Below are 23,914 nucleotides of genomic sequence, written 5' to 3'. Positions count from 1 at the left end.
CCCCGGGAGGGCGCGTCCCGGTGCGGTGGCCGACACACCGCAGCCCCTACGGGTGTGCGCTCCATGAGCTGCCCGTTCGTGCGATGTGTGGGGACGGGGGATGTCCGCCCCCGGGTCTGTGTGGGGGCGCGGGGTTGCCCGGGCCCGCGTTTTGACCTGCGATAGGACGGGTTTCGGGGCTTGGCGGCGTGCGTGGCGGGCAGGTTGCGCGGTGTGCCGGGCGGGCCCGATATTGGGATGGTCGCGCAGCGTGGCGCGGCGGGGAGGGAGAGAGATGGCCCGGGAGGTATCCGAGGGTTCGGCGCTGTGGGAGCCGTCGGAGGAGGTGGTCGCGAACGCGCGGGTGACGCGGTTCGCCCACTGGCTGGGGGACCGGGGCGTCCTCAAGGAGTCCTACGACGAGCTCTGGCAGTGGTCGGTCACGGAGGTCGACGCGTTCTGGGACGCGATCTGGTCGTATTTCGACGTCGTCGGCGAGCGCGGCGACGGGCCCGTCCGGACGGGCGGGCCCATGCCGGTCGACGGGCTGAAGTGGTTCCCGGGCGCGACCCTCAACTACGCGGCCAACGCGCTGCGCCGGGTTCAGGAGTCGCCCGACGAGACGGCGGTCGTCTTCCGGTCGGAGGCGGGCGGGCACCGGCTGCTGTCGTACCGTGAGCTGGGCCTGCACGTCGCGCAGGTGCGCGCGGGCCTGGCCGGACTGGGCGTGGGCAAGGGCGACCGGGTCGCCGCCTACATCCCGAACATCCCCGAGGCGCTGATCTGCTTCCTGGCCACGGCGTCGCTGGGGGCGGTGTGGTCGTCGTGCTCTCCCGACTTCGGGTCCTCCTCGGTGATCGACCGGTTCGCGCAGATCGAGCCGAAGGTCCTGATCGCCGTGGACGGCTACGCCTACAACGGCAAGCGGTTCGACCGCCGCGAGGTCGTCGAGGAGATCGAGGCCGCGCTGCCGACCCTCGCCGCCACCGTGCTCGTCCCGTATCTGGACCCGGCCGCGACGCCGGAGGGGCTGCGCGTCGGCATGCACTACGCCGAACTGCCCCGCCAGGGCCACGAGACCCTGGAGTTCGAGGCCGTCCCGTTCGACCATCCGCTGTGGGTCGTGTACTCGTCCGGCACGACCGGGCTGCCGAAGCCGATCGTCCACGGCCACGGCGGCGTGGTCCTGGAGCACCTCAAGGCGCTGTCCTTCCACCAGGACCTCGGTCCCGAGGACGTGTTCTTCTGGTACACCACCACCGGCTGGATGATGTGGAACTACCTCATCGGCGGCCTGCTGGTGGGGTCCACCGTCGTCATGTACGACGGGGCGCCCCTCGACCTGTGGACGCTCGCCGCCGAGAACGGCGTCACCTACATGGGGGTCGGCGCCCCCTACATCTCCGCCTCGGCGAAGGAGGGGCGCCGCCCCGGCGAGGAACTCGACCTGTCCGCCCTGCGCGGCATCGGCTCCACCGGCTCGCCGCTCCCGCCCGAGGGCTTCGCCTGGGTGTACGAGGCGGTCGGCCGCGACCTGCTGCTCGGCTCGTTCTCCGGCGGAACCGACCTGTGCACCGGCTTCGTCGGCCCGTCGCCGCTCCTGCCGCTGCGCGCGGGCGTCATCCAGTGCCGCGGCCTCGGCGCCAAGGTGGAGGCGTTCGGCGAGGACGGCAAGCCGGTGATCGACGAGGTGGGGGAGCTGGTCATCACCGAGCCCATGCCGTCCATGCCAGTCTTCTTCTGGAACGACGAGGGCGGCGAGCGCTACCGCGACTCCTACTTCGACATGTACCCGGGCGTGTGGCGGCACGGCGACTGGATCAAGGTCCTGCCGGACGGCGGCTGCGTGATCTACGGGCGGTCCGACTCCACCCTCAACCGCGGCGGCGTCCGCATGGGCACCGCCGACTTCTACCGCGTCGTCGAGGCGTTCGACGAGATCACCGACAGCCTCGTCATCGACACCGGCCGGCTGGGCCAGGAGGGCCGGCTGCTCCTGTACGTCCAGCTCGCGGAGGGCGCGGCGCTCACCGATGAGCTGGCGGCGGACCTTCGCAGGCGGATCCGGTCGGCGCTGTCGCCCCGGCACGTCCCGGACGAGATCACCGCCGTGCCCGGCATCCCGCGCACGCTGTCCGGCAAGAAGCTGGAGGTCCCCGTCCGCAAGATCCTCCAGGGCACCCCGGTCGACAGGGCCGCCAACCGCGACTCCATGGCCAACCCCGAGGTGCTCACCCACTTCACCCCTTAGCGGCCGCGTAGGCGAGGACGTCGCGGCGGCGGTACAGGCGCCGCACGCGTCCCCCTGCCAGCGGCTCCACCCTGGCGGGCTCCGGCCAGCCCGCGGGCGGGCGCCTGGCGTAGACGGTGACGCTCGTCTGCGCCAGGCCGAGGATGCGTGCGGCCTCCGCCAGGGTGACCAGGTCGTCCGGCCCTTCCTCGGCGGGGCGCTGCTCCAAGGCGCGGTACCAGGCCGTCCAGGCGGCCTCGTCCCAGTACAGGGCCTTGCCGGCGCGGTGCGCGACGTCGGGGTGGCCGTTGGACGCGCGGTCCGCCCAGAGCTGCTTGAGGCGGTGGCGGCTGAGCCCGTGGCGCTCCGCCAGCTCGTCGCGGGTGGCGAGGCCGGGCGGGACGTCCCGGGACCGGCGCGCCGCGTACCAGCGGTCCCACTCGGCGGCGTCCCACGCGAGCTGGGAGCCGACCGTCCCCACCGGCTCGGGGTGGCCGTTGGAGGCGCGCTCGCGGTACCACTTCTCCAGGGTGCTGCGGCCGAGCCCGTGCTCGTCCATGAGTTCGGCGCGCGTGCGAACGCGGCGGCCGTCGAGTGTCGCCATGGGCTCAGTCTCCCGCGTGTGGCAGCGTTCCGCTTGTACGCCCCCGCCCCGCCGGTGACACTGTTCTCCGGCGACACCGTTCACCGGCGACGCCGCTTCCGTAGTGACAGTGGGCGCGCCCCCAACGCTGGGGGAAGTAACGCCATTAGGGTGGTCTACGACCCAAAGCCGGCCCGCGGAGATGATCGTCCGTATCGCTCCGAATGGTCGCGGGATCGGGTGAACTCGACTCCGGTCTCGCGCGTCACACAGTCGGAGGGGTGAACTCGGGTCGGGCCCGCTCGATTCGCCGATCAAGGAGAGGGACGGTTCCACTCATGGAGGTTGGGGCGCTGCGGTCCGGAGACCCGGACCGGCTGGGAACCTACGCCCTGATCGGCCGGGTGGGCGAGGGCGGCCAGGGCACGGTGTTCCTCGGCGTGGCCGAGGACGGCCGGCAGGTCGCGATCAAGCTGCTGCACGCCGAGCTGACGTCCGACGACAAGGCGCTCGCCCGCTTCCTGCGGGAGCTGGAGGTCGCCAAGCAGGTGGCGCCGTTCTGCACGGCGCAGGTGATCGACGCCGACGCGACCGGCGACCGCCCCTACATCGTCAGCGAGTACGTGCCGGGCCCGTCGCTGAACCAGCAGGTGCTGGAGCACGGCCCGCTCGCCGGCGCCGCGCTTGACCGGCTCGCCGTCGGCACCGCCACGGCCCTCGCCGCCATCCACCAGGCCGACATCGTGCACCGCGACTTCAAGCCGCACAACGTGCTGATCGGCCCCGACGGCCCGCGCGTCATCGACTTCGGCGTCGCCCGCGCGCTCAGCGGCGGCACCACCCTCACCAGCCGGGTGATCGGCACCCCGTCCTACATGGCGCCCGAGCAGATCAGCGGCGACGAGGTCGGGACGCCCGCGGACGTGTTCTGCTGGGCGGCGACGCTGGCGTACGCCGCGACCGGGGAGCCGCCCTTCGGGCAGGACACCATCCCCGCCGTGATCAACCGGATCCTGCACGAGGAGCCGGAGCTCGGCGGCCTCGACGGGCCGCTGCGCGACCTGGTGCTCGACTGCCTGGACAAGGACCCCTCCCGCCGCCCGGGCGCCCGGCAGGTGCTGATGCGGCTGCTCGGGCACGAGGAGGCCGCGGCGCGCCCGGCCGCCCGCCCGTCCGGCGACACCGACGAGACCGCGATGCTGGCCGCCGGGTCCGTCCTCGCGGCCGAGGCCGGCGAGGACGACGAGGCGTTCGAGCCCGCCGCCGCGTTCGCCGACGACCCCGGCCGCGCCGAGAGCCCGGTCTTCGACGACGACGCCGCCTTCGCGGCCCCGGCGGAGGCCGCCGGGGACGTCCCGGACGCCTACGGGGCCGGCCCGCCCGCCGCATGGGGCGCCGACGACACCATGCCCGGCGCCGGCGGGAAGGGCGGCGGTCTGCGGCGCTCGCTCGCCGGTTCGGGACGCTCCGCCGTGCTCGCCGGGGCGGCCGCCCTGGTGGTCGCGTTCATCGTGATCTCCTCCGTCCTGCTGCTCGGCTCCGGCGACAGCGGCAAGGCGGGCCGCAAGGTCAGCGACCCGAGCGCGCCGCCCGCCTCGACCGACGTCGTGCCCACCACCGCGCCGCCGACGACCCGCCGGCCCGTGCAGGAGGAGCCGCCGACGTCCTACGACCCGACGCCCACCGGCAGCCCGACGCCCACCGGCAGTCCCTCGTCGACGGGGTCCCCGACCCCGACCGGCTCGCCGACCGAGACGCCGACCGGCCCGAGCACGCCGACCGCTCCGAGCACGCCCACGGACCCGAGCACGCCCACCGACCCCGGTCCGACCGACCCCGGAGACGGCGGCACCAACCCGGGAGACGGCACCGGCACGGGAACGGGCACGGGCACGGGGACCGGCGCGCAGGGCGCGGGCTGACACCCGCACCCACCGATTTTCAAGATCACCCGGAGCCGCCCCCGGCGTCCTGGCAAGGTGGGATAGGCCACGTCGGCCATGCACGGGACCAGGTCGGCTTTGCGGCGATTCCTGGTTACGCTCGTGCAGTGAGCGGCGCCACAACGAGGTGGCGATGGGTCTCAAGGGGAGATTGTCGATGAGCGGCATGCTCGATCAAGCGAAGGACGACCTGCTCCGGCGGGCCGCCGAGGCGTGCGCGCGGCGTCCGGACGCGCGCGGGGACGTGGAGGAGGCCCTCGCCTACCTCCGCCTCTACTACCGGCAGGTCGCGCGCGAGGACCTGGTGGAGCGCGACCCGGCCGCCGTCTGCGGGGCCGCGATGGCGCACCGCGCGCTCGGCGAGGAGCGGCCGCAGGGACGCGCGAAGGTGCGCGTCTTCACGCCGACGCTGGAGGAGGACGGCTGGAACCCCGGCCGCACCGTCGTCCAGGTCGTCACCGACGACATGCCGTTCCTGGTCGACTCGGTGACGATGGAGCTGAGCCGGCACCAGTTCGCGACCCAGATGATCGTCCACCCGCTGCTCGGCGTCGACCGGGACGTCGCGGGCCATCTCCGGGCGTTCCGCGGCAAGCACGACAGCGACGCCGACGTCGACGAGTCGTGGATGCACTTCGAGGTCGACCGCACCACCGACCAGGCCGTCCTGGACGTGCTGGAGAAGGACCTGATCCGCGTCCTGCAGGACGTGCGCGTCGCCGTCGAGGACGAGCCCAAGATGCGCGCCCGCGCCCACGAGATCGCGACCGCGATCCAGGAGGTCCCGCCGCCGCTGTCCGACAAGGAGATCGGGGAGGGCGTCGAGCTGCTCGACTGGCTGGCCGACGGGCACTTCACGTTCCTCGGCTACCGCGACTACACGCTCACCGAGGACGGCACGGCGCTGCGCCCCGAGCCCGGCTCGGGCCTCGGCGTGCTGCGCATGGACAAGCGCGAGTCCGCCGGCTTCGCCGCGCTGCCGCCGGAGGTCCGCGAGAAGGCGAAGGAGAAGCGCCTGCTCGTCCTCACCAAGGCGAACTCGCGCTCCACCGTCCACCGCCCCCTGTACCTGGACTACATCGGGGTGAAGAAGTTCGACGCGGCGGGCGAGGTGATCGGGGAGCGCCGGTTCCTCGGCCTGTTCACGCACGTCGCCTACAGCGAGTCGATCGCGCACGTGCCCGTCCTGCGGCCCAAGCTCGACGAGGTGCTGGAGCGGGCCGGGTTCACCCCCGACAGCTACGACGGCCAGGACCTCATCGAGATCCTGGAGAGTTACCCGCGCGACGAGCTGTTCCAAATCTCGGTGGACGACCTGCTGAAGATCTCCCTCGGCGTGCTGCGGCTGCGCGAGCGCCGCCAGCTCAAGCTGTTCCTCCGCAAGGACCTGTACGGACGCTTCATGTCCTGCATGGTCTACCTGCCGCGCGACCGCTACACCACCAAGGTCCGGCTGCGCATCCAGGACCTCCTCAAGGAGGCGTTCGAGGGCGTCAGCGTCGACTACAGCGCGAACGTGACCGAGTCGAACCTGGCCCGGCTGCACGTCGTGGTCCGCGGCGAGCGCGGCCGCCCGCTGCCGGACGTCGACGTCGCGGCGCTGGAGGAGCGCCTCGCCGACGCGACCCGCTCCTGGGAGGACGACCTCGCCGACGCGATCGTCGACCAGTGCGGGGAGGAACGTTCCGGAACGCTCGGCCGCGCGTTCGGCGAGGCGTTCCCCGAGGGCTACAAGGCCGACTTCCCGGCCCGCACCGCCGTCGCCGACCTGCGCCGCCTCGACGCGCTCGACGAGGCCGCCGACACCTCGATCGACCTGTACGAGCCCGCCGGCGCCGGGCCCGGCGAGCGGCGGCTGAAGATCTACCGGATGGGCGAGCCGATCTCGCTGTCGCGGGTGCTGCCGCTTCTGCAGAACATGGGCGTCGAGGTGATCGACGAGCGGCCGTACGAGATCAACCCCTCCGACGGCCGCCGGTTCTGGGTCTACGACCTCGGGCTGCGGTACTCGCCGCCCGCCGACGTCCCGGAAGAGGCCGTCAAGGACCTGTTCCAGGACGCGTTCATGGTCCTGTGGCGCGGCGACATCGAGAACGACGGCTTCAACGCGCTCGTCCTGCACGTCGGCCTGACCTGGTGGCAGGCGATGGTCCTGCGGGCCTACGCCCTGTACCTGCGGCAGGCGGGCGCGGCGTTCTCCAAGCGCTACTTCGAGGAGGTGCTGCTGCGCAACGCCTCCATCACCCGGCTGATCATCCGGCTGTGGGAGAGCAGGCTCGATCCGACCCTGCAGGGCGGCGAGGAGGAGCGCAGCGACGGCATCACCGAGGAGATCCGCGGCAAGCTGGACGACGTCGCGAGCCTCGACGAGGACCGCATCCTGCGTTCCTACCTGGCGCTCGTCCAGGCGACCCTGCGCACGAACCACTACCAGAACAAGCCGTACCTGGCGATGAAGTTCGACCCCGCGGGCATCCCGGACCTGCCGCAGCCCCGCCCCACCTACGAGATCTTCGTGTACTCGCCGAAGGTCGAGGGCGTGCACCTGCGGTTCGGGTCGGTCGCACGCGGCGGGCTGCGCTGGTCGGACCGGCGCGAGGACTTCCGCACCGAGATCCTCGGCCTGGCCAAGGCGCAGGCGGTGAAGAACACCGTCATCGTCCCGGCGGGCGCCAAGGGCGGCTTCGTCGGCAAGCAGCTGCCCGACCCGTCCGTGGACCGGGAGGCGTGGCAGAAGGCCGGCATCGAGTGCTACAAGGACTTCATCTCCGGCCTGCTCGACCTCACCGACAACCTCGTGGACGGCAAGGTCGTCCCGCCGCCGAACGTCGTCCGCCACGACGGCGACGACACCTACATGGTCGTCGCCGCCGACAAGGGCACCGCGACGTTCTCCGACATCGCCAACGGCGTCGCCGCCGAGTACGGGTTCTGGCTGGGCGACGCGTTCGCCTCGGGCGGCTCGGTCGGCTACGACCACAAGGGGATGGGCATCACCGCCCGCGGCGCCTGGGAATCGGTGAAGTACCACTTCCGGGCCCTCGGCAAGGACATCCAGAACGAGGACTTCACCGTCGTCGGCATCGGCGACATGTCCGGGGACGTGTTCGGCAACGGGATGCTGCTGTCGGAGCACATCCGGCTGGTCGCCGCGTTCGACCACCGGCACATCTTCCTCGACCCCGACCCGGACGCCGCCGCCTCCTTCGCCGAGCGCCGGCGCCTGTTCGAGCTGCCGCGCAGCAGCTGGGCCGACTACGACACCTCGCTGATCTCCAAGGGCGGCGGCGTGTTCCCCCGCTCCGTCAAGTCGATCCAGATCACCCCGCAGGTCCGGGTGGCGCTCGGGCTCGGCGACGGCGTGAAGTCCCTTCCGCCCTTCGAGCTGATCCGGGCCATCCTGCGGGCGCCGGTCGACCTGCTGTGGAACGGCGGCATCGGCACCTACGTCAAGGCGTCCACCGAGAACAACGCCGACGTCGGCGACAAGGCCAACGACCCCGTCCGCGTGGACGGCGCCGAGCTGCACTGCAAGGTCGTCGGCGAGGGCGGCAACCTCGGCGTGACCCAGCTCGGCCGCATCGAGTTCGCGCGCGGCGGCGGCCTGATCAACACCGACTTCATCGACAACTCCGCGGGCGTCGACACCTCCGACCACGAGGTCAACATCAAGATCCTGCTCGACCAGGCGGTGCGGGACGGCGAGCTGGCCGGCAAGCAGCGCGACGGGCTGCTCTACGAGATGACCGACGAGGTGGGGCGGCTCGTCCTGCGCGACAACTACGCGCAGAACGTCGTCCTCGCCGCGGCCCGCGCGCAGGCGCCCGCGATGCTGCACGTCCACGCCCGGTACATGCGCAAGCTGGAGCGCGACGGCCGCCTGAAACGGCGTCTGGAGGCCCTGCCGGACGACAAGGCCCTCGCCGAGCGCCGCCAGTCCGGCCACGGGCTGACCAGCCCCGAGTTCTCGGTGCTGCTCGCCTACGCCAAGCTCGCCCTGGACGCCGACCTCGTCGCCTCCGACCTCGCCGACGACCCCTACCTGGAGTCGTGGCTGGTCGACTACTTCCCGACGCCCCTGCGCGAGCGGTTCCGCCCCTACATGGACCGGCACCCGCTCCGCCGCGAGATCATCACGACCGCCGTGGTGAACGACGTGGTCAACGCGAGCGGCTCCACGTTCGTGTTCCGGATGAACGAGGAGACGGGCGCCTCCTCGTCCGACATCGCCCGCGCCTACCTCGTCGCCCGCGACGTCTTCCAGATGCCGCGGTTCTGGCGGTCGGTGGAGAACCTGTCGCACCAGGTGGAGGAGTCGACGCAGGTCGCGATGCTGCTGGAGGCCCGCAAGCTCACCGAGCGCGGCGCCCGCTGGCTGCTGCACAACCGGCGGCCCCCGTTCGACATCCAGGAGACGATCGACTTCTTCTGCGGCGGCGCGGCCACCCTGAGCGCGCACCTGTCGAAGCTGCTCGTCGGGCTGGACCTCGCGGCCTTCGAGCAGCGCCGCGACGGCTTCGCCGAGCTGGGCGTCCCGGACGAGCTGGCCGAGCAGTGCGCCACGTTCGTCCCCGCCTACTCCACCTTCGACGTGGTCGGCATCGCGCATGACACGGGACGCCCGGTGGAGGAGGTCGCCGAGATCTACTTCGACCTGGCGGACCGGCTCCAGCTGTCCCGTCTGCGCGAACGCATCATCGCGCTCCCGCGCGACGACAAGTGGCGCTCGATGGCCCGCTCCGCCCTCCGCGACGACCTGTACGCCGCGCACTCCGCCCTGACCCGCGACGTCCTCGTCACCAGCGGGCCGGTCGGCAGCCCCGAGGAGCGAATGATCCACTGGGCGGACAAGAACAAGCCCGCCGTCCAGCGAGCCCAGCAGACGCTGAGCGAGATCTGGGAGAGCGACAGCTTCGACCTGGCGACCCTCTCGGTCGCCCTGGGTTCCATCCGCACCCTGGTCACCTCCAGTTCCCTCCCCGCGGAGTAACCCGCAAGCCCGCCGCGTGGTCCACTCCGGACCGCGCGGCGGTACACGGCGCTCCGACCCAGCCACAGCACCCCGCAACAAGCCGGGGGCTCAAGGCGCTCCGGAGCGTCGCCCGCAGTGCCCTCCTTCTCAGGGCCTTCAAGGCCCGAAGAAGGAGGGCACTGCCATGAACACGCCTACGACAACCCCAGCCACCACAGCAACCACGCAACAACCTCAATGGTTGCGATCGCGTCCGAAGGCAGGTTCGAGCTTGCGAGAACCTGATCGCGCAGCGAGCCGCCAGGCGAGTCGGAGCGATGCAGCGATCGCCCGCAGTGCCCGACGATGGAGGGCCGCCAGGCCCGAAGGAGGAGCGCACTGCAATAAACAGAGCCATCGGACGCCGGCCGGCTTCGCTGCAGCGGTCAGGAGGAGCGGGCCGGCCGGCGCCCGACGGGGTTTCAGGAGCCCTGGGCGGTGACGGCCTTGCGGTACATGCCGCTGACGGTGGCGCGGCCCTTGGGCGGGATGGTGGCGAGGTACTGCACGAGGACGGTGGTGTCCAGGCGCGTCCGGGCCGTGGTGGACGGGGCGAGCCCGACGAGGTCGCCGCTCACGGCGAGCCTGCCTTGCTGGGACGCCGAGTATGCCTCGTTCTGTTTGAGGACGTACCAGACGACGGCGCCGTGGTCCTTGGTGCGCAGCCCGTAGACCTTGTACTCGGCGGGGGAGAAGCGGGACGAGAGCGTGACGCCGCGCCCGGCGAGGGTCTTCTCGCCCGCCTTGAGCGCCTTGTAGGTCTCGCTGGTCTTCGCACCGTCCGCGAGGACGGACGCCCCGGCGGCGCGGGGGCCGTCGGTGAGCAGCGCCGCGTGGGCCCTGGGGAGCTTCGCGGGGGCGACCGCGAGGTCCTCGGCGTCGGGGGCGACCGGGGTGGCGTACCCCTGCGGGTCGAGCGCGACGCGGCCGAGGGCGAGTTCGGACGGGTACGGGTCGGCGGCCAGCAGCCACGGCGCGTTCTGCCCGGCCCGGGTGAACAGCAGCGCGTGCCGCAGGGCCTGCTTGCCCCTGCCGCTGACGGTGTCGGCGGCGAACCAGTGCGGGTAGCCGGTCAGCCGCGGGATGTAGAAGGTCGTGTGCGTGAAGGAGACCCTGGGCGGACGCTGCCGGACGGCGCGGCGGAGCTTGAGCGCGGCGACGTCCATGGTGAGCTGCGGGTCGGTCTCGACCGTGCGCAGCGTCTTACCGCTGAATCTGAGCCCCGCCTGGTTCATCCCCGTGGCGAAGGACGCGAGCACCTGCTGCGCCTCCTCCTTGGTGAGGGCGGGCGCCCCCTGCGGCTTCCCCGGAGCCGCGGAGGAGGTGTGGGCGCCGGAGCAGCCGGTGCTCACGGCGGCGGCCAGCAGGCCGGGTAGGAGTATCGGAACGAGCGTGCGTGTTGCCATGAGGCCCCCCGAATGGCGACGTTGGTCCGGACCACCCGGCATCCTCGCAGAGTGATCATGTGATCACTCTGCGAACACGAAAGTCGGTGCGAAAAGGTGGGGGACCGTCGGGGGACGATCTCGGGGTCAGGCGCTCTCCTGCTGGCGCAGCCAGCGGATCTCGGCCTCGATGAACTCGTCGATGTCGCCGTCCAGCACCGCGGAGGTGTTGCCGACCTCGACGCCGGTGCGCAGGTCCTTGACGATCTTGAACGGGTGCAGCACGTAGTTGCGGATCTGCGTGCCCCAGCTCGTGGTGCCCTCGCCGCGCAGCTCGGAGAGCTTCTCCGCCTCCTCCTTGCGCTTGCGCTCCAGCAGCTTGGCCTGCAGCACGTTCATGGCCGTGGCCTTGTTCTGGAGCTGGCTGCGCTCGTTCTGGCAGGACACGACGATGCCGCTCGGGATGTGGGTGATCCGCACGGCGGAGTCGGTCGTGTTGACGCCCTGGCCGCCCGGCCCCGACGACCGGTACACGTCGATGCGCAGCTCGCTCTCGTCGATCTCGACGTGGTCGCTCTGCTCCACCACCGGCACGACGTCCAGGCCCGCGAACGACGTCTGCCGCCGGCCCTGGTTGTCGAACGGGGAGATACGGATGAGCCGGTGGGTGCCGTGCTCGCCGCGCAGCGTCCCGTAGGCGTAGGGGGCCTTCACGGCGAACGTGGTCGACTTGATCCCGGCCTCTTCGGCGTAGGAGGTGTCGTAGACCTCCGTGGGGTAGCCGTGCCGCTCGGCCCAGCGCAGGTACATCCGCTGGAGCTGCTGGGCCCAGTCGGCCGCGTCGACCCCGCCGGCCTGCGCGTTGATGGTGACCAGCGCCTCGCGGGCGTCGTAGTCGCCCGACATGAGGGTGCGCACCTCGAGCTGCTGGACGGCCTTGTGCAGCGCCGCCAGCTCCTCGTCGGCCTCCGTGCGGGTGTCGGCGTCGTCCATCTCGCGGGCCATCTCGTACAGCGTGGCGGCGTCCTCCAGCCGCTGCCGCAGGCCCTCGACCCGGTTCAGCTCGCTCTCCAGGTACGACAGGCGGCGCGTCACCGCCTGCGCGCGCTCCTGGTCGCTCCACAGGTCGGGGTCGGCCGACTGCTCGCGCAGTTCGGCGATGTCGCGGCGCATGGTGTCGAGGTCCAGCACCTGCTCGATGCTGGACAGGGTCGAGCCGAGCTCCTTGAGCTGTTCTTCGGGTTCGATGCCTGCCACGGTCCGAGCCTATCGCCGTCCCGGCACTGCTTATCGCCTCACGGCGGGCGGGCGGAGGTCCGGCCAATATCATGCGGGTGGCAGAATCACGGGCCGAGGAGGTCGGCCGAGGGCGGCCGGCCCTGAAATCTCGCTCCGGGGGACGGGTCTTTGCACAGCTTCCTGCGGGTGGTCGCGGCCGGGGCGCTGCTCACCCTGCTCGCCGCCGCGGGCTGCGCCGAGGGCAAGACGGAGGCGCGGCCGACCGTCACCATGCCCGAGACGTCCCCGCCCGCGCCGGTGGCGCTCACCCCCCAGGTCGCCGACCGGGCGTTCCGCTCCTACGTCACCGACGAGGACGTGGCCAGGGCCGCCGGCGACGAACGCCTCGCGCTGACGTGGACGTCCGACGGCCAGTCCCAGCTGACCGCGGCGGAGTTCCGCAAGGCCGCCTACGACGGCGACCCGGTTCGGCGCTTCGTCTACGGCGCCCCAAAGCTCTACGTGCCGAAGCTGAGGGACGCCGCCTACCCGCAATGGTTCGTGGTGTCGGTCGACCGCTCGGTCGTGGGCCAGCCCAAGAGCAGGCGCAGGGCGCTGATGGGCTTCATCCTGCGCGGGCCGTCCGACCACTGGAAGCTCACGGTGGCGACCCTCCTGCAGGAGAAGGCGAAGGAGCCGAAGGTCGCGGTCGACGCCGCCGGGTACGCGACGGCCATGAGCGCGGAGGACGCGACCGTGCTGATCCGTCCCCGCGACGTCGGCGGGATCCAGGCGACGATCGCCGCCGAGGGGCCGCGCAGCGTCGCCGCGAAGGTGATGCGGTCGAATCCCGTCACCACCGGCTTCTACCAGGACGCCAAGCGCGCGAGGAAGAAGGCCAAGAAGAAGGACATCACCTACACCGCCGTCTACACCGCGACGCCGTTCCCCTACTTCGGGCTGCGGACCGAGCACGGCGGCGGGCTGGTGATCTACTCGCTGTTCCGCAACACCTCGCTGATCGCCAAGGATCCCGGAACGCCGAAGCCGGAGATCCCGCAGGAGGCCGAGCACCTGCTCGACGGGACGGTCGAGGGGAACGAGGTCGACACCACGGCCACGCTGCACTTCGCCGCGTTCGACCCGCCGAAGGCCCGGAAGGGCGCCGCGCAGCCGAAGGCGCACATGGTCGCCGACGACGGCGCCGTGACCAAGGCGGGCACGCCGCCGATCAAGAAGCCGTGACGCCGCGGGGGCGCCGGGCCCCGTCAGCCGTAGACGCGCTGGAGGACGAGCGCCGCGAACAGGAGCGCGACGAGGATCGCCAGGACGACGGCGGGCGGCACGGACGGGCCGTGGTCGTGCAGCTCCGAGCGGGCCTCCCGGCAGGTGGGGCAGCGTCCCTCCACCACCGGGTTCGAGCACCGGGCGCAGATGAGATGTTCGCAGCTCATGTCGTGGGCCCCAATCTCCGACAACGGCACGCGGTCCGTGCGGGAAGCGTCGGCCTGTCTGGTCGTTCGTCCACCTATTAGGTATCTTTCGCCATCATCCAGCGTAGCCGGACTGTATGGTCGTTCCGGCAAGTCCGGGGGCTAGACGGTATAAAACGGCCGGACGTCGGGAGACGGTTCACATGGCACTGATCGGACGTCACGAACTGATCGGACGCGGTGCCGGCCCCGGGCGCCCGTACCACTGCGAGTGGGACGAGGTGGTCGCCTCTCCCCTCTACACTGCTCGAAGGCTCCGCGTCCCACCTGGCCGTGAAGCCGGGCGGCGCAGGCAAGGGGTCACGGAGGCTTCCGTGGCCGCGGGCCGGCCCGCTCCCCAACCCCTACAGCGAACCGCCGTGATGCAGCCGTGATCCATTTCGACAACGTCACCAAGGTCTACCCGAGCCAGAACCGGCCAGCCCTGCAGCATGTGAACGTCGCCATCGAGAAGGGCGAGTTCCTGTTCCTGGTGGGCCCCTCCGGCTCCGGTAAGTCGACCTTCCTGCGCCTCGTCCTGAAGGAGGAGCGTCCTTCCCAGGGTCACGTGCACGTGGCGGGCAAGGACCTGAGCAGGCTGAGCAACTGGAAGGTGCCGCACCTGCGCCGCAGGATCGGCTGCGTCTTCCAGGACTTCCGGCTCCTGCCCAACAAGAACGTCTTCGAGAACGTCGCGTTCGCCCTCGAGGTGATCGGCAAGCCGCGGCGCTTCATCGGCAAGGTCGTCCCCGAGGTCATCGACCTGGTCGGCCTGGAGGGCAAGGCCCACCGGATGCCGGACGAGCTGTCCGGCGGCGAGCAGCAGCGCGTCGCCATCGCGCGGGCCTTCGTCAACCGCCCGATGATCCTGCTCGCCGACGAGCCGACGGGGAACATCGACCCCGCCACCTCGATCGGCATCATGAAGGTGCTGGACCGCATCAACCGGACCGGCACGACCGTCGTGATGGCCACCCACGACGCCGCCATCGTCGACGCCTTCCGCAAGCGCGTCGTCGAGCTGGAGGACGGCCGCGTCGTCCGCGACCAGTCGCGCGGCGTGTACGGCCAGGCGTACTGACACGGGCGCGCTGACACAGGCGTACCGACACAGGCGTGCCGACACGGGCGCACTGACATCTGAACCATCGATTCCCGCCGGGTCGTAGGAAACCCCGAGGGGTGCCCGAAAGGAAGCCGCCCGCGCCGCATCCCGCGGCGCCCCGGCTCCCGGCCCAGCAACGGCGATCAAGGACAGCGAGGCATGCGCGTACAGTTCGTTCTCCAGGAGATCTGGATCGGTCTCCGCAGGAACATGACGATGACGATCTCCCTCGTCATCACCGTCGCCATCGCCATGGCGCTCTTCGGCACCGGGCTGCTCCTGCGGCAGCAGGTCTCCGCGTCCAAGAGCTACTGGTACGACAAGATCGAGGTCTCGATCTTCCTGTGCGCGAAGACGAGCTCCAACCCCGTCTGCCAGAAGCAGGACGTCACCGAGCAGCAGCGGGAGACGCTCAAGGCGCAGTTGCAGAAGATGCCGCAGGTCTCGGATGTCCAGTACGAGAACAAGCAGCAGGCCTACGCCCGCTTCAAGGACCGCTTCGCCGGCTCGCCCGGGTTCGTGGAGAGCACCCGCGAGGGCGACATCCCCGACTCGTTCCGGGTCAAGCTGAAGAACCCGGAGGAGTACAAGGCGGTCGCGCAGGCGATGCTCAACCAGCCCGGCGTCGACTCGGTCATCAACGAGCAGGAGATCCTGAAGCGGTTCTTCCGGATCCTGAACGGACTGCAGGTCGCCGCGTTGACGATCGCCTTGATCCAGGTGATCGCCGCGGTGATGCTGGTCGGCAACACCGTCCGGCTGTCGGCGTTCAACCGGCGCCGGGAGACCGGGATCATGCGGTTGGTCGGGGCGTCCAACACCTATATCCAGTTGCCGTTCATCCTGGAGGGCGCGATCGCCGGGCTGATCGGCGGGTTGTTCGCGTCGGTGCTGCTGATCTTCAGTAAGAAACTCCTGGTCGACCGGCTCGCGGGAGACGTCCAGCTCGTCAGCCAGCTCGGCTGGAGCGTGGTGATCCTCGTCATCATCGTGTCGATCTGCTTCGGCGTCCTGCTGTGCGCCGTCTCCTCGTTCCTGACCCTGCGCAGATACCTGCGAATCTGACGCCTCCGCCGGATCCGGCCCAACCGCCGGATCCGGGCCCCGGCGCCGCCCTACACTTGCCGCATGGTCGTCCCCTCCGCGCCCCCGTCGCGCCCGTGTCCCCGCTGAGCAGGAGACGGGGCGGCGTGCTGCGCGGCGCGGCCATCGCGGCGGCGATCGTCTGCGCCTACGGCGCGGGGGTCGTGAGCGGCTCGGGCTCCGATCGGCACGCGGCCGTCGCCGGGGGCGGCTCCGTCCTCGACGAGGCCGCCGCGAAGATCGGCGGACGGGCCGCGCGGCCGGTCGACCGCGGCGCGCTCGACCGCGCCGCCATCGAGGGCATGCTGCGCGGGCTCGGCGACCGGTGGGCGCACTACTACTCGGCCCGCGAGTACGACGACGTCGAGGGCCGCCTCACCGGCCGCTACAGCGGCGTCGGCCTGTGGCTCGGCCGCGAGGAGGGCGACTCCCGCGTGCTGGTGGCGAGCGTCCAGCCCGGCACTCCCGCCGCCCGCGCCGGCGTCCAGGCCGGCGACGTCGTCACCCGCGTCGGCGACGCCTCCGTGACCGGCTGGGACATCTCGCGCGTCGCCGAGGCGCTGCGCGGGCGTCCGGACGAGACGGTCGAACTCACCGTGGAGCGCGAGCGTCGAACCAGGAGATTCCACCTCGTCCGCACGAAGGTCTCTGGAGGGGACGTCACGGTGACCGAGCTTCCCGAGCGCGCGCGGATGATCCGGGTCGGCGCCTTCACCCACGGGACGGGCGGGCAGGTCCGGGCGGCCGTGACCGGGCGCTCGCCCGAGGGCGGCGTCCTGCTCGACCTGCGCGGCAATCCCGGCGGGCTGGTGGACGAGGCGGTCGAGACGGCCTCGGCGTTCCTGGCGGACGGCCCGGTCGTGACCTACGAGCCGCGCGGCAGGCCCGCCGAGCGGCGCACCGTCACCGCCCCCGGCGACGCCCGCGCCCCGCTCGTCGTGCTCGTCGACGCGGGCACCGCGAGCGCCGCGGAGATCGTCGCGGGCTCCCTGCGCGACCGCGACCGCGCGGTGATCGTAGGATCGCGTACGTACGGGAAGGGCTCGGTGCAGGAACCCCTCCGGCTCGGCGACGGGTCGGTCGTCGAGCTGACCGTCGGTCGCTACCGCACCCCGAGCGGCCGTAACCTCGACGGGGTCGGCATCGAACCCGACGTGGAGGTCTCCGCCGACCGCCCCGCCAAGGCGGCCGAGCGGCGCGCCCGGACGGTGCTGCACGGCCTCGACGCGGCGATGCCGGGCTGAAGACGACGACGCGGGACTGAGGACTGAGGACGTGGCACGGGACACCGGGCGGAAGAACGACACCGGGCGCAAGCTCATCGCCCAGAACAAGCGGGCCCGGTACGACTACCACATCGACGACACGTGGGAAGCGGGCATGGTGCTGATGGGCACCGAGGTGAAGGCCCTGCGCGCCGGCCGGGCCTCCCTGGCCGACGGCTTCGCGCACGTGCGCGACGGCGAGGTGTGGCTGGAGAACGTCCACATCCCCGAGTACACGCAGGGCACCTGGACCAACCACGCCCCCCGCAGGCGCCGCAAGCTGCTGCTGCACCGCCGCGAGATCCAGAAGATCATCGCGAAGTCGGAGGAGCCGGGCTGGACGCTGATCCCGCTCTCGCTGTACTTCAAGGACGGCAAGGCCAAGGTCGAGATCGGCCTGGCCCGTGGTAAGAAGTCCTACGACAAGCGCCAGGCCATCGCCAAGCGGGAAGCCGAGCGGGAGATGCAGAAGGCTGCGGCGGCCCGGTTCAGGAGACGGTGAAGGGTGTCGATGACGAACCGAGGCCGGAGGCGGGCCCGTGCCGGGGCCCGGACGCCGCTGCTTTCGCCCGCGCGGCGCCGGGCGGTCGCGCTGGCGGCCTGCGGAGCGCTGGTCGGGACGATGACGACCGGGTGCTGGGCCGAGCCGTCGGCGATGCCCGCCGTCCGCGACTTCCTCATCGCCTGGCAGGTGGGCAACTACGAGGCCGCGGCCGGGCGGACCGTCGGCGCCGACCGCAGGCAGGTCGAGGACGCGCTCGGCCGCGTCCGGCAGCAGCTCGACGCGGCGTCCCTGCGGCTGTCGCTCGGCACCGAGGTCGAGGGCTCCGGTGTCGACCAGATCGTCAAGAAGGGCGACGAGGCCGACGCCCGCTTCACCGTGAAGATCGACCTGGGTGAGAACGGTCAGCCGTGGGAGTACCCCGGCCTGATGCACCTGCGCCGCGTCGGCGGCAAGTGGAAGGTCGTCTGGGACCCGTCCATCATCAACACCAAGCTGAAGCCGGGGCAGCGCCTCGCCGTGGTGACGCAGGTGCCCAAGCGCTCCCCGATCACCGACACGCAGGGCCGCTCCGCGCTGCGCGAGATCGGCGCCTACCAGGTCGGGGTGTTCCCCGGGCAGCTCGCCGACCCGCAGAAGACCATCGACCAGCTCGCCAAGCAGACCAAGATCGACGGTGGTCGGCGGCTGGACTCCGAGCGCCTCCTCGGCCGCGTCCGGTCGGCCCCGCCGCAGACGTACCTGCCGCTGCTGACGCTTCAGGTCCCCGCGCACAACGCGCTGATCCAGCGGCTCACCCACATCCCGGGGCTGCAGTTCCAGGGCGTCCGCGCGCCGATCGCGCCCGCGTACGCGCCCGAGCTGATCGGGAACCTCGGCCCCGCCACCGCCGACCGGCTCCAGCAGGTCGGCGCCCCCTACCAGCCGGGCGACACGATCGGCGTCAGCGGCATCCAGCTGCTCCAGCAGCGCCGCCTCGCCGGGACGCCCACGGTCAGCGTCGTCGCGCAGGACGAGACCGGCAAGAGCACCGAGCAGCTGCGCTCCTGGCCCGGCCAGGAGCCGCAGCAGGTCCAGACGACCCTCGACCCCGTCTACCAGCACCACGCCGACGACGCCCTGTCCGCCCTGCAGTTCCCGGCGTCCATGGTCGCCGTGCGGCCGAGCACCGGCGAGGTGCTCGCCGTGGCCAACCACGGCACGGGCGGCCAGAACCTGGCCTTCGAGGGCCATTACCCGCCCGGCCTGACGTTCGGGATCGTGTCCGCGCTGGCGCTGTTCTCCCAGGCCGGGATGAAGCAGTCCACCGAGACCACCTGCCCTGGCACCGTCACCGTCGGCGGCAAGACGTTCACCAACAAGGCCCGCCCCGACAGCAGCTTCGCCAACCACTTCGCCGCGTCCTGCAAGACGACCCTCGCGCAGCTCAGCAGCAAGGTCGACGGGCAGACCCTCCTCCGCGAGGCGTCCCAGCTCGGAATCGGCAAGAACTGGGGCCTCGGCGTCCCCGCCTTCACCGGCTCGGTCCCGGCGCCCGCGAACGACGGCGACAAGGCCGCGGCCATGGTCGGCGAAGGCGCCGTCCAGGTCAGCCCCCTGGCGATGGCCATGGTGGCCGCCGCCGCCTACAGCGGCACCTGGCGGCCGCCCTACGTCCTCAAGGACCCGTCCACGACGGCCCAGGCGCCGCAGGCCCAGAGCCCGCCGTCCGAGTCCATCTCGAACCTCAAGAGGGTCCTGAGCCGCACCGCGTCCCGGGGCAACGCCCGCGGCGCCCGCGTCTCCGGCGACGTCGTCGGCGTCGCCGCCCTCACCACCTACAACGAGGGCGGCCGCCCCAAGACCGTCTCCTGGTTCGTCGGCTCCAGCGGCGACCGCGCCTTCGCCATCGCCGTCGAGGGCGTCGTCAACACCCCGGCCCTGGCGGCGAAGTTCCTCGGCGGCTAGGCCCTTTGTCAGCTCTTTACGGACGGGACGCAACCAACCCGCCCCCCGCGTGCGTCTTTACGGGTGACTGAGCCACCGCTTGGGGGGTTGCGGGACTCAGTCGCCGTGATGAGACCAGAGCCTCGTCTCGGGGGAGGCTCTGCCGTCCGGACCGGCCCGACCCTGCCGGTCGACCCCGGTGGGCGCGACACCGTTCGCGTCCACCGGGGTTCACGTGTGTCCGGGGGAATCACGTTGCCCTCGCACGCGTTATCCTTGTAGCGTCATCGTGCGGACGTCCTCGGACGGAAGCTTTGACAACTGAACATGGGGGTGACCGGCTTCGACTTCGGTCGTTCGAGCCAGGGGAAGCGGGTCGAGGGTTGCTGTCGTGACCTCGTAAATCCTGTGACAGCAAACCAATAACTGCCAACAAGAAGCAGTCCGAGTTCGCCCTCGCCGCCTGAGCGAGGAGCGAACTCTGTCAGCCCGGGAGCGTCTCCGTCCCGGGGTCTGGCATCGTAAGGAGACTTCACCTTCCGGTCCGGTCGCGGGCCCGGCAGGGACATCTAACAGCGACTGAGTCCGTCGGCGACACGCCTGCGTGAGCGCCGGGACTGAGAAAACGCTAAGCAGGCTGCACCCGGAGAAGCCCTGACCCATCACCGAAGGACGCGGGTTCGATTCCCGCCACCTCCACGGCACACGAAGCCGCTGATCAGACAAGTTCTGGTCGGCGGCTTCTTGCATGTGCGCCCACTTTACGCCCACGTTAGGAGCCCCTCCTGCCGAGCGCCTCGGCCGCCTCGGCGGACGCCACGCTACGCCCCATGTAGACGTCCTGGGTCATGCTCGGCTTGGCGTGTCCGAGGTGGTCGGCGATGGCGCGGGCGCTCAGGCCGGCGTCGTCCAGCCGCGTCGCGACCGTCTTGCGGAACGTGTGCGAGGTGACCCACCCGAACCGCTCCGCGTCGATGCGGCTGAGCACCTCCTTGATGTCCCGGTTGCCGTTGGACGGGTTCCGCACCCCGCCGAACAGGCCCGGGAACAGCAGGCCCACCTCCGAGGCCGGGCGCTGGACGGCCTCGCCGTCCTCGGCGAGGACCGTGACCTGCCGGTCGCCGTGCGGCCACGTCATCGCCATGCGCCGGCGGCACAGCTCCACCACGTGGACGGGCAGGGCGATCACGCGCCAGCCCGCCTCGGTCTTCGGGCGCAGCTGCAGCACCGTGCCGAGGCCTTTCAGGCGCGTGGCGGTCGCGCACACCTCCAGCACGCCGGCGTCGAGGTCGACCACCTCGGCGCGCACGCCCAGCGCCTCGCCGATCCGCATGCCGGTGCCGTCGAGGAACTCCACCAGGTCGACGACGTCCAGCTCCCGCGCACCCTCGTCCGCGGCGACTTTCGTCAGCATCTCCGTCTCGTCCTTGACCGTCAGCGCCCGCGGCCGCGCCTTCCGCCCGGTTGAGATCTTCGCCGTGTCCCTCACCGGGTTGGTCCTGTCTCCGAGGGCGCCGTGCCGGACGCACATCCCGAGCAGGAGGGAGAGCACGGACTTGGCCGTCCTCGCCGCGCTTGGGCCGTGGTTCGCGCGCACGGCCTTGATGAAGGCGTCGCACCGGGGCACGTCGATCTCGCGTATGAGCAGGCCGCCCAGGGCCTTCAGGATCCGGTCGAGGGCCCGCTCGTAGATCTCCCGCGTCTGCGGGGTCAGCGTCTCGGACTGGGCGATCTCGGCCTGCCACAGCTTCGCCGCGTCGCGCAGCCGGGTCTCCGCCGTGATCTCGCCGTTCGCCGTCGGGCCGACGCGGTCGCGGATCGCTTCCTTCAGCCGGCGCTCGGCGGCGGCCTGGGTGGTGCCGTACCGGGTGATCTCGCGGACCTCGCCGTCGTGGTCGCGGTAGTTCGCGCGGGCTCGGATCCGACGCGGTGCCAGCTTCTGAAAACGCACTTTGCCTGCGGTGCCGACAGGAAGAGGGGGGCGTCCCATTGGTCGGCCTACTCTGCCCGCGAGACGTTCGGGTCGGGGTCCCACTTCACGTGCCGGAGCCATGCGGCAGCTTCGTCCACGCCTCGTCCCTGATGTATGGCTTCGTTGAGTTCCTGCTCTGCCGCTTGGATACGCGCTTCTCGTGAGGCACGGGGGTCGATGACGGTCAGCAGACCCCGGTCGCGCGCCCGGGTGACCCATCGTCCAGCCGTCGAGCGCGGGATGGACAACACGTGCGCGACGGCCCGCGTCGGCGCATCCCCTTCCAGGAGCGCCAGACGGTAGATGCGCGCTACCCAGCGCAGGGTTTCCGTCGTCGGGCCCGCCTTGCCGACGTTCTCCGGAGGACGCTCCCCGCGCTGGAGCAGCATCGTCTGGAGCGCAGACCTGACGCCACCCTGCAGAATCGTCGCGACCGGGATCGAGCGCAGCAACTCGCCAGTCACTTCGCCCCCGGGGATGGGGTCGACCTGGATAGACCGTGCGACGTAGCGCCCGGCACCCCCGTCGTACTCGGCGGCCAAGGTGACGAGCTCCAGCCCCCTAGCCTCGGCCCGCACCGTGATGCGTGTCGGGATCTTCAGCCCGTCGCCGATGTCGAGCTGGACGTCTTCGGGCGCGAAGCTGCCGCGTATGTCCATGCGATGAATGCTGCCTGTAATCCGCAAGTGTCGTCAAGAAGCGTGGGTAGGTGTTGACGAAGCTGTATCGGTGGTGAGACTATCCAATGGTGCGGCTCGGACGTAGCTGTACCACTAGCGGGGGCGGGACTCGGTCGATCGACGGAGGTGAGGGTGGCTGTGTGCCCGAGGGTGGGGCGCTGTCGCCGACGCCATCGCCTTCTATACTACGCTAGGTAATCAAGGGGTCAACGAAGAGTAACCCGAATGCGATGTCTGCCTGTGGAGGCGTGGATCCACAAGAATTTCTTTTGTCCACAGCTGCAAGGGGCTGTTACCTGCGTAAATGGCACTCGAATTTGTCGAAGACACACGACTATCCACAGTCTAGACACACCGAACGAGGGTCCTGTCCACAGGTTGTCCACAGATTCATCCACAGTCGCCGTCGTCAAGGTCAACCCCCATGGGCCATCCTTGGTTTACGGCTTCGGTCGACGCCGTTCGACGCGGGTCCGCGTTGTGCGACACACGAGAATGTCCGAGCCGCATGCTCAAATAGCAGCGGCCCCGCTGCGAGTCGAGCCGCCAAGCAAGGACTCGCAACAGGGCCACCTGCGACCGCCCGTCACCGTGCTCACAGCTAAGGCAGGTCACGTGAAGAGTAACAACACCGACCAACGACGTCCCAACATGGGCAACGTCAGGCTGACCGACAAGGCAGCCCAGCAAGTCCAGGACGCCGGGGTTTCCGCCCGGATGTCCACGCAGGTCGACCGCACCGGCGACCGCCTCGTGCCCTTCGAGGAGTCCGCCGAAATCACGACGCTCTCTCCGGCGACGCTTCGGTGGATGCGCCACCGCGGCGAGGGACCCCCCTTCTTCAAGGTCGGCGGCCGGCGACTCGTCGTCTGGGAGTCGGACCTGTACGCCTGGATCGAAGCGCAGGCTGCCAAGGACCAGGCGGTCGCCCGATGAGCGCCCCCACGACCGCGCGCCTTCTGGAGACCGCGCGCACCACGGACCTGTACGACGTGATCGCCGCCGCGCTCAACGAGCTCGCCAAGCGCGAAGCCCCCGCGGCCGAGGAGCCCCTCGACGCCCGCGTGAGGGCCCAGTACGCCGAGATCTGCCGGGGAGACGACGGCCAGTTCGACGCTATCTACTACGCCGTCGAGTGCGCCGAGGAGGCCGACCAGGAGCGGGGGGCGACGACATGACGACCCCGTCGATCACCGTCGGCGCCCTCGTCGAACTTCAGGTCGACCGGTACGGCTTCCTCGACGAGGCCGACGCCTTCCGGGCCTGCGCCGCGGTGGACGCCGATCGCGCCCCGGCGACCGTACTGATCCACGGCATCCTCCGGTCGGCTGACGCCTCCACCGGCGCGGCCCGGCAGGTCGGCGCGGCCCTCGCGGTCGCCTCCCGCATCGACATCCTGGGCAACGGGCCTGGCCTTGTCGCGTGGGCCGACCTTGTCCAGCGGCACGCGGCTGAGGAGCGCAGCTTCCGCGCCGCGAGCTGACCCACCTGATTCAGGCAACCGCCTGATGAGTCCAATTCTGATCATGTGTCCTCCTCGTCGACGGTACCTAGTGCCGT

General features: G+C 71.0%; 18 protein-coding genes and 1 other RNA gene. 13 read left to right on the top strand and 6 right to left on the bottom strand.

Annotated elements, in window-relative coordinates:
* The first annotated feature begins 274 nt into the window (after positions 1 to 274).
* Positions 275 to 2,230, top strand: coding sequence for an acetoacetate--CoA ligase (locus tag AB0K37_RS02375; RefSeq protein ID WP_363973580.1), 1,956 nt, complete (start codon positions 275 to 277; stop codon positions 2,228 to 2,230).
* Here AB0K37_RS02375 and AB0K37_RS02370 read toward each other — a convergent pair.
* Complete coding sequence (locus AB0K37_RS02370; RefSeq protein WP_363973577.1) at positions 2,220 to 2,813, bottom strand: hypothetical protein; 594 nt, start codon at positions 2,811 to 2,813, stop codon at positions 2,220 to 2,222. The two genes, AB0K37_RS02375 and AB0K37_RS02370, sit on opposite strands and share 11 nt — an antisense overlap.
* 317 nt (positions 2,814 to 3,130) lie before the next feature.
* On the opposite strand from AB0K37_RS02370, the gene AB0K37_RS02365 reads away from it, so the two are divergent.
* Both AB0K37_RS02365 and AB0K37_RS02360 read left to right on the top strand, forming a co-directional pair.
* Positions 3,131 to 4,714: a serine/threonine-protein kinase gene (locus AB0K37_RS02365; protein WP_363973574.1), complete on the top strand. Its 1,584-nt coding sequence runs from the start codon at positions 3,131 to 3,133 to the stop codon at positions 4,712 to 4,714.
* Positions 4,715 to 4,892: 178 nt separating this feature from the next.
* Positions 4,893 to 9,725, top strand: a complete 4,833-nt coding sequence (locus AB0K37_RS02360; protein ID WP_363973571.1) for an NAD-glutamate dehydrogenase — start codon at positions 4,893 to 4,895, stop codon at positions 9,723 to 9,725.
* A gap of 443 nt (positions 9,726 to 10,168) precedes the next feature.
* Here the strand turns inward: AB0K37_RS02360 and AB0K37_RS02355 are convergent, their stop codons facing one another.
* Together AB0K37_RS02355 and prfB are read right to left on the bottom strand one after the other, a co-directional pair.
* Complete coding sequence (locus AB0K37_RS02355) at positions 10,169 to 11,152, bottom strand: hypothetical protein (RefSeq protein WP_363973568.1); 984 nt, start codon at positions 11,150 to 11,152, stop codon at positions 10,169 to 10,171.
* 126 nt (positions 11,153 to 11,278) lie between these two features.
* On the bottom strand, positions 11,279 to 12,388 hold the full coding sequence (gene prfB / locus AB0K37_RS02350) for a peptide chain release factor 2 (protein ID WP_363973566.1): 1,110 nt from the start codon (positions 12,386 to 12,388) through the stop codon (positions 11,279 to 11,281).
* A 150-nt stretch (positions 12,389 to 12,538) separates the two neighbouring features.
* Here prfB and AB0K37_RS02345 point away from each other — a divergent pair, with 150 nt between their 5' ends.
* The gene (locus AB0K37_RS02345; protein WP_363973563.1) at positions 12,539 to 13,594 is read left to right on the top strand and encodes a hypothetical protein; all 1,056 of its coding nucleotides are present in this window, start codon (positions 12,539 to 12,541) and stop codon (positions 13,592 to 13,594) included.
* Between the two features lie 23 nt (positions 13,595 to 13,617).
* Here the strand turns inward: AB0K37_RS02345 and AB0K37_RS02340 are convergent, their stop codons facing one another.
* Positions 13,618 to 13,803, bottom strand: coding sequence for a hypothetical protein (locus tag AB0K37_RS02340; protein WP_149259206.1), 186 nt, complete (start codon positions 13,801 to 13,803; stop codon positions 13,618 to 13,620).
* Positions 13,804 to 14,212: 409 nt separating this feature from the next.
* On the opposite strand from AB0K37_RS02340, the gene ftsE reads away from it, so the two are divergent.
* The 6 genes from ftsE to ssrA all read left to right on the top strand — a co-directional run bounded on the left by ftsE (position 14,213) and on the right by ssrA (position 20,404).
* Positions 14,213 to 14,902: a cell division ATP-binding protein FtsE gene (ftsE, locus tag AB0K37_RS02335; protein ID WP_067453578.1), complete on the top strand. Its 690-nt coding sequence runs from the start codon at positions 14,213 to 14,215 to the stop codon at positions 14,900 to 14,902.
* 183 nt (positions 14,903 to 15,085) lie between these two features.
* Positions 15,086 to 15,991, top strand: coding sequence for a permease-like cell division protein FtsX (gene ftsX / locus AB0K37_RS02330; RefSeq protein ID WP_345177836.1), 906 nt, complete (start codon positions 15,086 to 15,088; stop codon positions 15,989 to 15,991).
* Positions 15,992 to 16,116: 125 nt separating this feature from the next.
* Complete coding sequence (locus AB0K37_RS02325) at positions 16,117 to 17,253, top strand: S41 family peptidase (protein ID WP_363973558.1); 1,137 nt, start codon at positions 16,117 to 16,119, stop codon at positions 17,251 to 17,253.
* 31 nt (positions 17,254 to 17,284) lie between these two features.
* The gene (gene smpB, locus AB0K37_RS02320; RefSeq protein ID WP_363973555.1) at positions 17,285 to 17,776 is read left to right on the top strand and encodes an SsrA-binding protein SmpB; all 492 of its coding nucleotides are present in this window, start codon (positions 17,285 to 17,287) and stop codon (positions 17,774 to 17,776) included.
* A gap of 9 nt (positions 17,777 to 17,785) precedes the next feature.
* Positions 17,786 to 19,723, top strand: coding sequence for a penicillin-binding transpeptidase domain-containing protein (locus AB0K37_RS02315; protein ID WP_363973552.1), 1,938 nt, complete (start codon positions 17,786 to 17,788; stop codon positions 19,721 to 19,723).
* A gap of 308 nt (positions 19,724 to 20,031) precedes the next feature.
* Positions 20,032 to 20,404: a transfer-messenger RNA gene (ssrA, locus tag AB0K37_RS02310) on the top strand.
* A gap of 70 nt (positions 20,405 to 20,474) precedes the next feature.
* Here the strand turns inward: ssrA and AB0K37_RS02305 are convergent.
* Positions 20,475 to 21,653, bottom strand: coding sequence for a site-specific integrase (locus AB0K37_RS02305; protein ID WP_363973549.1), 1,179 nt, complete (start codon positions 21,651 to 21,653; stop codon positions 20,475 to 20,477).
* Between the two features lie 47 nt (positions 21,654 to 21,700).
* Positions 21,701 to 22,333 carry a hypothetical protein gene (locus AB0K37_RS02300; protein ID WP_363973546.1) on the bottom strand — a complete coding sequence of 211 codons (633 nt, stop codon included), beginning with the start codon at positions 22,331 to 22,333 and terminating at the stop codon, positions 21,701 to 21,703.
* A gap of 672 nt (positions 22,334 to 23,005) precedes the next feature.
* Between AB0K37_RS02300 and AB0K37_RS02295 the strand changes: the two genes are divergently transcribed.
* Genes AB0K37_RS02295 through AB0K37_RS02285 form a run of 3 tightly spaced genes read left to right on the top strand, consistent with a single transcriptional unit; the run spans position 23,006 to position 23,837 of the window.
* The gene (locus AB0K37_RS02295; RefSeq protein WP_363973543.1) at positions 23,006 to 23,290 is read left to right on the top strand and encodes a helix-turn-helix domain-containing protein; all 285 of its coding nucleotides are present in this window, start codon (positions 23,006 to 23,008) and stop codon (positions 23,288 to 23,290) included.
* Positions 23,287 to 23,532: a hypothetical protein gene (locus AB0K37_RS02290; RefSeq protein WP_363973540.1), complete on the top strand. Its 246-nt coding sequence runs from the start codon at positions 23,287 to 23,289 to the stop codon at positions 23,530 to 23,532. The genes AB0K37_RS02295 and AB0K37_RS02290 overlap by 4 nt, the downstream gene beginning before the upstream one ends.
* The gene (locus AB0K37_RS02285) at positions 23,529 to 23,837 is read left to right on the top strand and encodes a hypothetical protein (protein WP_363973537.1); all 309 of its coding nucleotides are present in this window, start codon (positions 23,529 to 23,531) and stop codon (positions 23,835 to 23,837) included. The genes AB0K37_RS02290 and AB0K37_RS02285 overlap by 4 nt, the downstream gene beginning before the upstream one ends.
* The last annotated feature ends 77 nt before the right edge of the window (positions 23,838 to 23,914 follow it).

It is taken from the genome of Actinomadura sp. NPDC049753, assembly GCF_040674655.1.
Lineage (GTDB): Bacteria > Actinomycetota > Actinomycetes > Streptosporangiales > Streptosporangiaceae > Spirillospora > Spirillospora verrucosospora.
The sequence above is the reverse complement of the archived record's forward strand: the minus strand, read 5'-3'. Positions and strand labels throughout refer to the sequence as shown.

Bases quoted from the DNA above. Each gene is read 5' to 3' on its own strand.
- AB0K37_RS02360 (WP_363973571.1), top strand. From the start codon at position 4,893: ATGAGCGGCATGCTCGATCAAGCGAAGGACGACCTGCTCCGGCGGGCC.
- AB0K37_RS02365 (WP_363973574.1), top strand. From the start codon at position 3,131: ATGGAGGTTGGGGCGCTGCGGTCCGGAGACCCGGACCGGCTGGGAACC.
- AB0K37_RS02295 (WP_363973543.1), top strand. From the start codon at position 23,006: ATGGGCAACGTCAGGCTGACCGACAAGGCAGCCCAGCAAGTCCAGGAC.
- AB0K37_RS02340 (WP_149259206.1), bottom strand. From the start codon at position 13,803: ATGAGCTGCGAACATCTCATCTGCGCCCGGTGCTCGAACCCGGTGGTG.
- AB0K37_RS02370 (WP_363973577.1), bottom strand. From the start codon at position 2,813: ATGGCGACACTCGACGGCCGCCGCGTTCGCACGCGCGCCGAACTCATG.
- ftsX (WP_345177836.1), top strand. From the start codon at position 15,086: ATGCGCGTACAGTTCGTTCTCCAGGAGATCTGGATCGGTCTCCGCAGG.
- AB0K37_RS02300 (WP_363973546.1), bottom strand. From the start codon at position 22,333: ATGGACATACGCGGCAGCTTCGCGCCCGAAGACGTCCAGCTCGACATC.
- AB0K37_RS02290 (WP_363973540.1), top strand. From the start codon at position 23,287: ATGAGCGCCCCCACGACCGCGCGCCTTCTGGAGACCGCGCGCACCACG.
- AB0K37_RS02315 (WP_363973552.1), top strand. From the start codon at position 17,786: ATGACGAACCGAGGCCGGAGGCGGGCCCGTGCCGGGGCCCGGACGCCG.
- AB0K37_RS02355 (WP_363973568.1), bottom strand. From the start codon at position 11,152: ATGGCAACACGCACGCTCGTTCCGATACTCCTACCCGGCCTGCTGGCC.
- AB0K37_RS02285 (WP_363973537.1), top strand. From the start codon at position 23,529: ATGACGACCCCGTCGATCACCGTCGGCGCCCTCGTCGAACTTCAGGTC.
- AB0K37_RS02375 (WP_363973580.1), top strand. From the start codon at position 275: ATGGCCCGGGAGGTATCCGAGGGTTCGGCGCTGTGGGAGCCGTCGGAG.